The following is a 12884-nucleotide window of genomic DNA, read 5'->3' on the forward strand; positions in this document are numbered from 1 at the left end:
ACGTGCCGCAGGCTCTGCAGCGCTTTGGTGAAGCGAAACACCTTGGTAAGATTGTGATCACGATCGCGCCGCAAGAGCGTCCGCTGGAGTGTTCAACGGTGCCATGAGCAAATTGGGATGGCGCAAGAACCTAACTTTTAAAGGAATGTAGAGAACGGAGGATGCGGGAGCATTCTCCGTTCTTTGCATTCAGGGGTTGAACAACGGCAGGGGGGGGGGAATGCTTTTAAAATAGGCCTGCGGACTCGAGTTCATTCAGGCGCTTATTATCGTGTTCATCGACGATTTCTTTGATATTGGGGAGTTCGACAAGGATCGTGAGGCACATGGCGGGGATTTCGTCGGTGCCGGGGAAACTCGTAGTTTCTATGGCGTGACGGTCTTTGGTGAGGTAGGCCCAGGCAAAGTCTTCCCCGTTGGAAATCCGGAATGAATAACTGGTGTCGGATGCTATTTCTTCAACAGACGTAATGATCTTGGTGGCACCCTCAGCGACATCGGGCAGGACTTGCTCGACCTGGTCGAATCTCCCCAGCCAAAGTCCCACAATGTCGGATATGACGGCCTCGGTCAGGGGATGGGCGAAAATAGCGACGTAACCGCGGTGATCTAAATTTGACATGTCAGATATTCATCCAGATTTAAGAAAAGATTACCAATGTTATTTTGTGGTGGGTCATGACGGGCCATGATCGGCGGAAGCCAGTTTAAATTCATTTTTTAGCCGGACTATACTGTCCGGGAGAATTTTGCAGCCTGGTTTTTCTGGAGGTATTCATCAAAGGGCATGCAGATATTACGGATGAGTAGGCGGCCCATCGGGGTGACGCGCAATTTGTCCTGATCCCAGTCGAGCAGACCATCCGCCCGCATCTCGCCAAGTGCATCAAAAGCTGGGGCGAAATATTTCTGGAAATCGATCCCGAACTCCGCAGAGATCTGTGTAAAGGAAAGTTCATAATGGCACAGGAGATTCATGATGAGGGTATGCCTGAGGTAATCCTCGTCAGTGAGTAAAATACCGCGTTGGGTAGCCATGCCTGTGAGAGCGATTTGTTTTTCGTAATCGTGGATATTCTTGAGGTTTTGTGAATAGGAGCGTCCGATCTGGCTGATGGATGACACCCCGAAAGCGAAGAGGTCACAGCCTTTGTGGGTGGTGTAACCCTGGAAATTCCGGTACAGTGTGCCCGCGTCCTGGGCTAGGCACATGGGATCATCGGGTTTAGCAAAATGATCCATGCCGATATAACGGTATCCGCCTTCTGTAAATTTACCAATCGCCATCCGGAGAATCTCAAGCTTTACCTCGGGCGAGGGGAGGGCCTCCGCTTTGATGGCCTTTTGGTGTTTAATCATCTCGGGCAGGTAAGCGAAGTTAAAGAGTGCAATACGGTCAGGGTCCAGGGTGAGGACTTTGTCCACAGTGGACTCGAAGCTGGAAACACTCTGGTAGGGTAGTCCGTAGATGAGGTCGACGGATACACTTTTAAAGCCACGTTCACGCCCTTCATCGATTACCCGTTTGGTCATGTCGTAGGGCTGGATACGGTTGACGGCCTTTTGGACTGCGGGGTCAAAGTCCTGGAGTCCCATCGAGAGTCGGTTAAATCCCGCTTTGCCCAGGGCGTCCATGTGTGCGGTGCTTGTTTCCCGGGGATCGACCTCGAGCCCGATTTCGGCATTTTCAGAAAAGTTAAAACGTTTCCGGATCCCTTCCCACAGGAAAGCAAGTTGCTCAGGGTCAAAAAAAGTGGGGGTACCACCTCCCCAGTGGAGCTGCTCGACCTTACGTCCCGGCGCAATTTGCGCGGCGATCGTATCCATTTCCTTAAAGAGCCAGTCGATATAAGGGACTGGGCGTTTACGGTCGGCGGTAAAGGTGACATTACACCCGCAGAAAAAGCAGACGGACTCGCAGAAGGGCAGGTGGAAATACAGGGAAAGGGGTTTGTCCGGATGGGCGGCATTTTCACGGGCGATTTCAGACCGGAGCTGGGTTTCGGTAAAGTCCGGGGTGAATTGGGGCGCAGTGGGATAACTGGTGTACCGGGGCCCGGCCTTATCGTATTTCGCGATGATGCCCGCATCTACGATGGGAATAACGGCTTTATTCATAACGCCAAGCTTTGATCGTGTCGATAAATGCCCGGGCATTTTCCACAGGGGTGTCAGGCAGGATCCCATGGCCGAGATTGGCGATGTAACCGGGGTTTTTGTGTTGCAAAAGCATTTTGCGCGTGCGGTCCTGGATAATCGACGGAGGACAATAAAGGATAGACGGATCGAGGTTACCTTGGATCGCGACATGCATACCGGCATTCCTCCGGGCTTCCTGCAAGGGGGTGCGCCAATCGATAGAAAGGACATCGGCCCCGGTGTAGCTGAGGCTTTCGATCAGGTGGTGCGAGTTTTTGACATACAGAATGATGGGAACGGAGTGTTTTTGTTGAACCATGGAGATGGTTTTCTGGATCGAGCCCGCGACATATTGGTCAAAGTCACGGCGGCTGAGAATACCCGCCCAAGTGTCGAAAATCTGAACAGCACCTGCCCCGGCTTCGATCTGGGCGATGAGATGCTCGGCCACGGCCTCCGCGAGGCGGTCGAGGATCCGGGTGAATTCACTGGGTTGCGTGCGCATGAGCTTGCGGATGGCGAGGAATTCACGGCTGGTTTTCCCTTCGATAGCGTAAGCAGCTAGGGTAAAGGGGGCTCCGGCAAACCCGAGCACCGGTATATTACGGGGATTAAGTTCTTTCGTCACCATGCGGATGGATTCACCGACGTAAGAGAGGCTTTCAGCAATTTGCCCGTGGGCGAGGGGCACGAAGTCGGAAGCTTGGTTAATCGTGCGGGACAGGCGTGGGCCGGCGTGCTCCTCGAAAGTGACTTCCAGGCCGAGGGCCTCTAAGACCACGAGAATGTCCGAAAAGATGACGGCGGCGTCTACCCCGAGGATATCGACGGGCTGTAAGGTGACCTCCGCGGCGAGCTCAGGCGTACGGCAGAGGGTGAGGAAGTCCACTTTAGAACGGATTGCCCGGTATTCAGGCAGGTAACGTCCGGCTTGTCTCATCATCCAGACGGGGGGGCGCTCGACCTGCTCGATGCGGCATGCTTTTATAAAAAGAGAATTCTTAATCGATTTATTCACATCACAACGTTATCATTTTCGGCTCAATGGACAATCCACAAATTCAAAAAGCCGTCATAAACCCTGACGGACGCCAATATCCCCTCTGGGCGGAGTCTTGGTGGGTGCAGGAATTCCTTGGCGGACATAAGGAGGTTTATCGCCGGGGATATGATTTCGCGCCCCCGGGATCAGAGGCGGGAGTCACGCCAGAAAAACTTTCGGAAGGCCGCAGTCTTACCCAGCTGCGCGAGCGGGTGGATGGATTAAGCGATCTCTTTACGAAAGAACGGGTGGAAGGTTTTGGACAATATGCCCGTGACCGCAAATTGCTCCAGGCGTATGGTTTATTTTATTTTCCCCAGACATTTATCCGGACCCGGATGGTTTTATCGGAAATAGTAAAATCCGGGAAATGGGTGGCGCCCACGGAGAAGATCTCGATCCTAGATTGTGGGGCGGGAACGGGTGCGGCGGGGCTGTCAGCGGCCGATTTCCTTAATCAAACGGGTGCGCGGGATATTTTCCTCCACGCGATCGATGACTCCATCCAGAGTATGAAACTCATCCAGGAATTCGTCAGCGGTACCCGCAAAGACTGGAGGGGGCCCTCAGTAAAGACGACGGTAGCGGATTTGTCTTTGCCGGAGCAATTTGCGCGGCATGGGCGGCGGAAGTATGATGTGGTGATCGCTAGTTTTGTCATGAATGAGATTTATCAAGGTGGGGAACCTCAAAAGGCGCTGGAATGGTGCCGCAATTTGCTCCGGCTGGTATCCCCAAACGGGGTATTACTCCTGATGGAGCCAGCACTCAAAGAGTCTGCTGAAAGGATCGAATGGATCCGGGATCAATTTGCCCTGGAAGGTGTCGGAATATTAGGGCCCTGCCTGCACCGGGACAAGTGCCCGCTACTCTCCGAGGGGAAATACCACTGTCACGAAGTGAGGACATGGAAACCGCCCGAATCCCTCCAGCTCATTAACCGGAAGCTCAAACGTTCTGTCGAACAAACCCTGAAATTCAGCTTCTTAGCCCTGCAACCCGGGCAAATTGCGCGGGAAAAAGGGGGATTCGAACATTCTTTCCGGATGATTTCTCCTTGGGCACGGGGGAAAGGAAAATGGTTCACGACAGGATGTAATGATCAGGGGGTAAAGGCTATTTACGAAATCCAATCGAGGGATTTACCTGAAAAACCTGAAAAGCAATTTGCTCGTATTGAGCGTGGAGACATTGTTTGCCTCACCGCAGAAGGGGTGGAGCGTAAAGGGGATATCTACAGGATTGAGAATATCGAAGCGATGAAGATCATCAAACCCTGAGCAAAAGGTTCTGGCTCCAAAAAACTAGGGAATATTCTTTTTTTCTATGATATTGATAAAGACTTTTGCCCGGTAATCATCGTTCTTATCCGTGGGCACAACGGCATTTGGGAGATTAATCCAAGTCTCGAAGATATAATCGCCGGGTTTCGTAATCAGCGAAAGGTCGACAGGAACTGTGTCTATGTGTTGGCTACTTTTCCAGGATGAGGTCATGACTTTGATTTTCTTCTTATTCGGTTCAGCTCTCATCAAGGCGATTTCAAACCGGGGATCTAATCCGGATACGAGGGGTTTGACCGGAGCGTCAATGGTTCGTACACGGGCGAGGCGAACCGTGATTTTAGAGGGGTCGAACCATAATACCTGATACTTTGAGGGGAGTCCTGTGATCATATCCGGACTAAGCTCGATAGGGTTACTGCCTTCCTTCATTTTGTCGCCATCGACTTGAATAGCCCACTCACGGTTTTTGGCCAGAACGATATTTCGGGGGGTACGGACCATGAATTCCACAATGGGACTGGTAATATTATCGACGTAGATATTATCTTCGAGGTTGAGGACTTTGACGGATGCTTGTTGGGAAATGATCATCTCCTGTTTACCAAAGAGCCTGTCGCTAATAGTGCCGATATTATATGAGCCGACGGAGGCGAGGATCACGGCTAATATCCATAAGGCAGGGGAGAGGACGGAAATCCGGCGTGAGGACTCGGATTCTTTGGAGATAAAAATCTTAGTGAGGGCGATCCGGAGCTCTTCAACGGTTCCTGACGGGAGAATGTGGCACAGGCCTTCTTTGAACCAAGTGATACTCCCGCGTTCCTCCGAGACGACGAGGACATCGGCGTCGCATCTCTCGGACAAACCTAAGGCGGCCAAATGCCGTGTGCCCCATTCATCATGATCCTGGATCCTGTCAGACAGGGGGAGGACAGCCCCGACATGCATAATGCGGTTTGCAGTCAGGATGATGGCCCCGTCGTGGCGTGGGCTTTCCGGATTAAATAAGGAAACACAAAGGGACTTCGTGAATTTTGCGTCATACATTTCCCCGCCGACGATGAGGTCTTCGAGGGAGTCATTATGGGAGAGCACCATGATGGCCCCTTCCCTGCGGGATTTGAGTTCGATTAAGGAGTGGGTGATCTCTTGGATCAGCTCGGGGGTCTGGGATTTCCCCCGGTGTAAAATATTTTGGATGCTGATCCTCTGGATAATGACTTTTAATTCAGGCAAGGCTTGTATGAGGGATATAATCAGGAAAGGAACGGCGATAGCCATACTGATAAAGGAGGCCAAAGGTAATCCCAAGAGGGTGAAAACAATGACGACGAAAAGCAGTGAGAGAAAGGAAGCCGAAATATAAAGAAACCGTTTATTCGTCACAGCAAGGCCCATCAGTAGTCGCAAGACAACTGTGCAAACAGCGATATCGATGAGATGGAGCCAGAGATTTGACATGATCAGATGCCTTCAGGGAAAGGCTCTTACTTTTGTATCCTATCAAGCACAGGAAAACAATAGGAGTTTCATCCAAAGATCATGTTTTTTTGGGTCTTGGCGGTTGTGTAGGTTTCAGGCAGGTTACACCCTGATGAAATCCCCCATTTTGATTACTTGTGCCGTTCCGGATGAATTAGCCTTTTTTGTCGGGCGTTTAAGCGGTCGTAAACAAATATTAGTAGGTAAAAGAAAGCTGATCCAAGGGCAATTAATAGGGGTCAAGAAAACCTTGGACATCTATATCCTATTCACAGGGATGGGTGGGGAGGTTGCTGGAGAAGCTTTAATCCGAATTTTGCAGGAGATTCAGCCAGGAACCGTGATTATCAGTGGTACAGCCGGGGGATTGACTAAAGGGATCAAGACCGGGGATCTGTTTATTGCCCAAAATTATGGGGAGGAGGGACTTCGGGCTGGATTCAGTAACAGGCTGGACCTTGTCGCATTACCGGGAAAGGTCTGGAGGGAAACTCTCGTGACGGTGGAAACTGTGACATCAGGGAGAGATGCTAAGACAATGCTTCACGAGAAAACGGGCGCGGGCGCTGTCGATATGGAAAGTTCTTTTCTCGCTCGGATAACCGGGGAGCGGGGGATCCCCTCGATTGTTATCCGTGTCATTAGTGATGGATTAAATGATCAAATGCCAGTGCCATTTGGGGAATTCATGAGGGCAGACGGGTTTCTCTCCCTTCCAAGGTTGATTGTCTATGTCTTGATACGCCCTTGGAAAATACCGGCCCTCGTGGTTTTTGGCTGTCGGGTACGGAGGGCCTGCGACCAGCTGGGGGTGGCCCTGGAGAAATTATTACTTTACGAGGCTTGAGCTTTTCACATTCAATGGTTATTGAAGACTCATGAAATTCCGAAGGCGAATCTTTTTGAAATGCGTTTTTTATATCGCCGCATCCGCCCTGATTATCTACTGCGCGGGATTGGTGTTTGTATCCTATATTAAAGCTAACTTCCGGCAGATTGCTAATGACTGGATGATCGACCAGAATATCAAAGCGGAAATCGACTATGAATCGATCCATTTTGGGGGCCTTCACAGTGTGACATTTAAGGGGGTGACGATCTACCCCAAAAACATGAAAGATAAACCGATTATTGAAATTGCCAATCTCCGGTTCAGGTATACGATTTTTAAATTACTCAAAAAGAGGATGGAGTTAATTTCCATTGAGTCTCCGCGTTTCCGGTTGGCAAAGGAAATAGACCAGGTGATCGACCTTCAGCATGATGTGGCTGCCGCAGATCCAGCCGCCCCGAAGATAAAGCCGTGGTTTGTGGAAAAGATGCGCGTGTCGGATGGGAGCATTCATCTGGATGACCTCGGTGACGCTATCCCACCGGTTGTTTTTGATTTTGAGACAAGCATGGATAATGTCTGGCTGGGGGATAATGAGGAGGAAGACGAGCCTATAGCTGTGGCATATATCAGGAGGTTAAAGATTTATTCACCTTGGGATTTATTCACACCCGTTTTGGATTTTCCTGAAATTAAAATCCGCTACAGGGTATCGAACTTATTGAGAAAGAAGCTGGATGGGTTGGATATCCTCACGCCTATCATTTACATTGGGGAAGACCTGTTTTGGTTGTCGAATTACGCCGATAACATGAATAAAAAAAGACCCACCAATCAAAAAAAGAATATCCCTTGGACGATTGGCGAGTTTCGTGTGGTGGATGGGAAGATTGGGCTCCAATATTTCGGAAAAATGCAGTTCATGCTGCCCCTAAAGTTCCAAGCAAATTCGGAGAATATCATGGTGGGCAGTTTTGATAATTTGCAGCTCAAGACATCTTTTGTCTTCGAGAAGTCATCTTTTTATTACCCGGAATACAATCTAAGTATTGAAGATGTGGAAGGAAGCTTAGACTTCTCAATGCCACCAAATGTCGATGCGGATAATATCGTTCAGGTGGTCAAAGTGCGTGGATTCCGCTGGAAGGATTTTACAGCGAAGGATCTTTGGGTGTCCGTGACGTTTGATGCTAAGGGTATTTATTTGGAGTTTGGGGGAAATTCGTATGGAGGGTATTTGAATGGTGCCGGGGATCTGAGTTTAAAGGGTGTGTTGCCTTGGAATGCTTCGCTGGCGGTCTCGAAAATCGATCTGGGCAGTTTGACGAAGTCAGTGGCAGTAGACCGTTTTATTATGACCGGTAAAGCGAATTTGAAAACCGTGGTCAAAGCCGAAGGGAAATATGTGAAAGAGGTCAAAGGCAGTCTGCTTTTGGCAAACTCGGGGAAAATGACTATTCCCGCCTTGGAAGCTTTTTTACCAAAAATCGAACAAGAAAAATGGGATCAGATTAGGAAGGATCTCGCTGAGATTTTTGTGAGAAGTTTTAGTGATTATCACTATACTCACGGGAGTTTATTATTTGATTATACCCCGAAGGGTGGCAAGATTGATCTCAAGATGGATGGTGACGGAGGCAAAAGAAATATCAGCATCATTTTAAAAGAAGACGTGTTTAATCAAAAAATAACAAAGTAACTTATGCCAAAGAATATTTTATTAAAAGGGTTTATCTGCTGTGGATTCGGGCTTTTCCTGACCTCGGGCTGTACGCCGACGGTCCAGCTTGCTGCCCCAAAAGATGCGGTTAAAATCGATGTGAATATGAAGGTGGAGGTAGTTACCCGTAAAGAAGGCGGGGATCCGATTGTTGTCACCACGACATCCTCAAACCAGTCACCCGCCTCGGTGGTTTCGGAGCCGAGCGACGCCCGCAGGGATAGGATATCCGAGTACAAAGCACTTTTGAACCGGGGGGTGGCCGGTGTGAACCGCAAGGGGTTATTAGAGATCCTCCCTGTAGGTAATAAAGCCACTGATAAGCAGTATATTGAGAAGATTATTACTCATGAGAATACAGATCGAATTAATTTGTTGCAGGCTCAGGCAAAAAGTGAAGGTCAACCCTTAGACCGTGTGGAAGGCGAATTTTACAATCGCCAAAAACAGGCCGTCGAAAATGGGTTAAGCCCTGTTTGGGTTGAGGTCAAAAATGATGCGGATCAATGGGCCTGGAAAAAAATTCCTTAGTATCGTGGATTCCCTAAGTTGTTGATATTAAAGACTTATCAGGGGTATTGTTTATTGAGAGCGATTTGTTTTTTCATGCGCTCACCCTATCGAGGATGAGGAGAAAATGACCCGGTTTATGCAGTTAGGGGATAAATAGTCTTTTTCGAAACAGCGAAAATTCCTACTTGGCAAGGTGGCAGTGATCGAATAATGTCCTCCACCTTATGCTTCACACGATATCAGTACTGGTAGAGAATAAGTTCGGCGTGCTCACGCGCGTGACTGGGCTATTCAGTGGCCGTGGTTATAATATAGACTCCCTGAATGTCGGTCCCACCAATGATCCCAAGACATCACGTATGACGATTGTTGTCCGTGGTGATGATAAAGTCTTGGAACAAGTCGTAAAACAACTTTACAAGCTTGTTGATGTTATTGAAGTCAATGATTTTAAGGCTGATGAATACGTTGACCGTGAGCTGGTGCTTGTAAAGATCAAGGTCGACTCAAAGAGCCGGGCTGATGTCATGCAGATTTGTGATATTTTCCGGGCGAAAATCGTGGATGTACAATCAAAGAATTTGACCATTGAGATTACAGGTAGTGTAGGAAAGATTGAGAAATTCCTGGGGCTCATGTCCTCATACGGGATTATTGATTTGACCCGCACGGGCAAAGTAGCCATGCCCAGGAATTAAAAAAAAGACTGCTCAAGAAATTTATAAACATTAAATAAAAAGAGGAAATACTATGCCAGCGAAGGTCTATACGGACAAAGATGCCGACTTGAAAGTGCTCAAAGGAAAGACTTTAGCCGTTCTTGGATTCGGTTCACAGGGCCATGCCCATGCTCTCAATCTTAAAGAGAGTGGATGCAATGTCATCATTGGTCTTTATAAAGGGAGCAAATCGGCCGAGGTCGCCAAGAAAAAGGGATTTAAGGTTTATGAAACCGCGGAAGCCGTTCGTTTGGCTGATGTGATCATGGTTGCTATTCCTGACACAAAACAACCCAAAGCCTACAAACAGGATATTGAACCAAACCTAAAAAAAGGGAAAACCCTTCTTTTCTCACACGGTTTCGCCATTCATTTCAAAACCGTCGTACCACCGAAAAATATTGATGTCATCATGGTCGCTCCTAAAGGGCCCGGACACATTGTCCGCCGTCAATACTTGGAAGGCAAAGGGGTTCCTTCATTGATCGCCATTTATCAGAATCCCAGCAAACAGGCTAAAAAGGTCGCTCTTGCTTGGGCAAAGGGAATCGGTGGCACACGTGGGGGTGTCATTGAGACAACCTTCAAAGAAGAGACAGAAACAGATCTTTTTGGTGAACAAACGGTGCTCTGCGGTGGCGCGAGTGCCCTAGTGCTGGCCGGATATGAAACCCTCGTCGAGGCTGGATACCAACCTGAGATGGCTTATTTCGAATGCCTACATGAACTCAAACTCTTGGTTGATTTGATGAATGAGGCCGGTATTGCCGGTATGCGTTTCTCCATCTCTGAGACCGCAAAGTGGGGTGACGTGACTGTTGGTCCGAAAATTATTGATGCCAGCGTAAAAAATCGCATGAAAGCGGCACTCAAAGATATCCAAACAGGGAAATTCGCCAAGGATTGGGCCAAAGAATACGAGACTGGCTACAAGAAATATAACGCACTACTCAAAAAAGGTGAAAATCATCCCATTGAGAAAACCGGTGCTCGCCTTCGTGGTTTGATGCCCTGGCTCCAAAAGCGTAATCTCAAAGGGGCGCAAGCCGCTTACTAACCAAGCTAAAAAAGCAATTTGTTTTTATTCAGCGGCCTCAAGAATCACTTGAGGCCGCTTTTTTTGTCCCATCAGCGAGTGTACAAGGAGATAAATTCTGGACAGGGGCTCTCCTCGCGATGTAAAAAGAATATTCTCAAAGCTTGATGATCGGCCAATAAATTGGCTAAATAGCCGGAAATGTCTTCAGAAAAGTTTATTTTTCGCGGTCGGTATTGGATTCCTCTCATCCCCCGGTGGGAAAGGGTAATAATTCTTCTGGTTATTGATGCCGCCTTGATATTTTTAGCGTTGAATTTTAGCTTTTTAGTCCGATTGGGATTTCCTATTCCGCAGACTTATTTAGATAATTTTTATGTTAGCCTGCTTCCCTTCTTCTTTATTGTGCGCTTAGGGGTATTTGCCTTGTTCGGTCTATATAATTGGAGTTTTCGTTATGCCAGTGTGCATGAACTCATGAGGGTGGTTTATGCCGTATTGACGGGTACAGTGATACTTTATGGGCTGCAGTTTTTTAAGGCATTCGATGTTTCGCGTATTGTCCTGCTTAATGAAGCAATGCTCTCCGTTGTGCTTGTCGGGGGCATCCGCTTTTCCGGGCGTATTTATCATATTCTTTCCCGGCGTTCGAGTGAAAAGACTACAAAAACCATCATTGCAGGTCCCTACCAGCAGGTTGATCTCTACATCAGGTCGTTGATTACGAATCCAGAGGAAGAAACTTTTGCGGTGGCCGTTGTCGATCTTACTGGGAATAGGATCGGGCAGAAACTCCACGGGGTACGGGTCATCCATGAAAAAATGATTTCCCAACTTATCGCTGAGGGGAAAGCGAATACATTGATTCTGGTGGGGAATCTCACCGGAGAGGAAACCCGAGGGCTTATTGATGTCTGTCGGACTCACTCCATAGCGTTCCGCCGGGCTGAAGTCGTTAGCGACCGAGATACGGGTCAACAGGTGAGTTTGAGGGATATTAATCCCGAAGATTTGCTGGCACGTGCTCCTGTGAATTTTGATATAGTGATGTTGAAAAGTCAGATCGCGGGGAAAAATGTTTTGGTCACGGGGGCTGCCGGTTCGATCGGTTCAGAGCTAGTACGACAAGTGGCCAGACTCCAGCCCGAGACATTGGTCTTGCTGGATTTTAATGAGAATGACCTCTATTTAATGGAGCGGGAGTGCGAGCAGCTTTACCCGGGGGTAAAGATCGTGAGTGAATTTTGCGATTTGAAAGCAGAGGGACGGTTGCGCGAGGTATTTTCTCGACATAAACCTCACATTGTTTTTCACGCGGCAGCACACAAACACGTTCCCATGCTGGAAAGATATCCCGCTGAGGCAGTCCTAAATAATGTTTCAGCATTTCAGATACTCGCGAGCATTTCGATCGAGATGAATGTGGAGCGTGTCGTCTATATTTCCACGGATAAGGCGGTGGATCCGGTGAATAACCTCGGATACAGCAAAAGGTTGGGGGAATTACTCGCTTTGGCCCATGCACGGCAGTCAAAAACGAAATTCTTGGGTGTCCGTTTTGGAAATGTCCTCGGTAGTAACGGCAGTGTTATCCATATATTTTTAAAACAAATTGCCCAAGGTGGCCCGGTGACAGTGACTCACCCGGAGATGACCCGCTTTTTTATGACGATCCGGGAGGCTGTTCAATTGGTGATCCAAGCAGGACTTTTGGGTTCTTCAGGGGAAATTTTTGTTCTGGATATGGGTAAACCGGTGAAACTGGTTGATTTTGCACGGGAACTGATCACGATTTCTGGGCATTTGCCCGACCAAGAAATAGCCATCAGTTTTATGGGATTACGTCCCGGTGAAAAAATGCATGAGGAACTCCATACCGATCATGAACCACTTGAAGCATTTTCTGAGCGGATATCGCGTATTTCCGGTAAGAGGTCTGTCGCGGAAGATTGTATTGAAATCGTAAACCGTCTCACGCAAATTGCCCGGTCGGCTCCCAGCCTTGAAGTCGCCCATGAGCTCCAGAAAGCGGTAAGTACCTGTGAAGGGATGCCTGTATCAGGCGTGCCGGTACAAGATGGAAAAACCAAACAACAAAATATCATTTGAGTCTCG

Annotated in this window: 11 protein-coding genes; 7 read left to right on the top strand and 4 right to left on the bottom strand. The window is 48.4% G+C overall.

Annotation, left to right across the window (positions count from 1 at the left end):
• Positions 1-226 precede the first annotated feature (226 nt).
• From SGI98_10470 to hemE, 3 genes are all read right to left on the bottom strand, one after another.
• Complete coding sequence (locus tag SGI98_10470; GenBank protein MDZ4743825.1) at positions 227-622, bottom strand: hypothetical protein; 396 nt, start codon at positions 620-622, stop codon at positions 227-229.
• A gap of 107 nt (positions 623-729) precedes the next feature.
• Positions 730-2118, bottom strand: coding sequence for an oxygen-independent coproporphyrinogen III oxidase (hemN, locus tag SGI98_10475; GenBank protein MDZ4743826.1), 1389 nt, complete (start codon positions 2116-2118; stop codon positions 730-732).
• Positions 2111-3157: a uroporphyrinogen decarboxylase gene (hemE, locus tag SGI98_10480; protein MDZ4743827.1), complete on the bottom strand. Its 1047-nt coding sequence runs from the start codon at positions 3155-3157 to the stop codon at positions 2111-2113. The genes hemN and hemE overlap by 8 nt, the downstream gene beginning before the upstream one ends.
• A gap of 26 nt (positions 3158-3183) precedes the next feature.
• Here hemE and SGI98_10485 point away from each other — a divergent pair, with 26 nt between their 5' ends.
• Entirely contained in the window at positions 3184-4461 is a 1278-nt protein-coding gene (locus SGI98_10485) for a small ribosomal subunit Rsm22 family protein (GenBank protein MDZ4743828.1), read from the top strand.
• Between the two features lie 24 nt (positions 4462-4485).
• Here the strand turns inward: SGI98_10485 and SGI98_10490 are convergent, their stop codons facing one another.
• Positions 4486-5928 carry a DNA integrity scanning protein DisA nucleotide-binding domain protein gene (locus tag SGI98_10490; protein MDZ4743829.1) on the bottom strand — a complete coding sequence of 481 codons (1443 nt, stop codon included), beginning with the start codon at positions 5926-5928 and terminating at the stop codon, positions 4486-4488.
• Between the two features lie 133 nt (positions 5929-6061).
• Here SGI98_10490 and SGI98_10495 point away from each other — a divergent pair, with 133 nt between their 5' ends.
• From SGI98_10495 to SGI98_10520, 6 genes are all read left to right on the top strand, one after another.
• On the top strand, positions 6062-6796 hold the full coding sequence (locus SGI98_10495; protein MDZ4743830.1) for a hypothetical protein: 735 nt from the start codon (positions 6062-6064) through the stop codon (positions 6794-6796).
• Positions 6797-6851: 55 nt separating this feature from the next.
• The gene (locus SGI98_10500) at positions 6852-8480 is read left to right on the top strand and encodes a hypothetical protein (protein ID MDZ4743831.1); all 1629 of its coding nucleotides are present in this window, start codon (positions 6852-6854) and stop codon (positions 8478-8480) included.
• Positions 8481-8483: 3 nt separating this feature from the next.
• Positions 8484-9032 (top strand): hypothetical protein, encoded by a 549-nt coding sequence (locus SGI98_10505; protein ID MDZ4743832.1) that lies wholly within the window; start codon positions 8484-8486, stop codon positions 9030-9032.
• Between the two features lie 206 nt (positions 9033-9238).
• Positions 9239-9712, top strand: coding sequence for an acetolactate synthase small subunit (ilvN, locus tag SGI98_10510; GenBank protein MDZ4743833.1), 474 nt, complete (start codon positions 9239-9241; stop codon positions 9710-9712).
• A 52-nt stretch (positions 9713-9764) separates the two neighbouring features.
• Positions 9765-10790, top strand: a complete 1026-nt coding sequence (gene ilvC / locus SGI98_10515) for a ketol-acid reductoisomerase (protein ID MDZ4743834.1) — start codon at positions 9765-9767, stop codon at positions 10788-10790.
• A gap of 405 nt (positions 10791-11195) precedes the next feature.
• Positions 11196-12878 carry a nucleoside-diphosphate sugar epimerase/dehydratase gene (locus SGI98_10520; GenBank protein ID MDZ4743835.1) on the top strand — a complete coding sequence of 561 codons (1683 nt, stop codon included), beginning with the start codon at positions 11196-11198 and terminating at the stop codon, positions 12876-12878.
• Positions 12879-12884 lie beyond the last annotated feature (6 nt).

The sequence above is a fragment of the Verrucomicrobiota bacterium genome (assembly GCA_034440155.1).
Taxonomy (GTDB): domain Bacteria; phylum Verrucomicrobiota; class Verrucomicrobiia; order JAWXBN01; family JAWXBN01; genus JAWXBN01.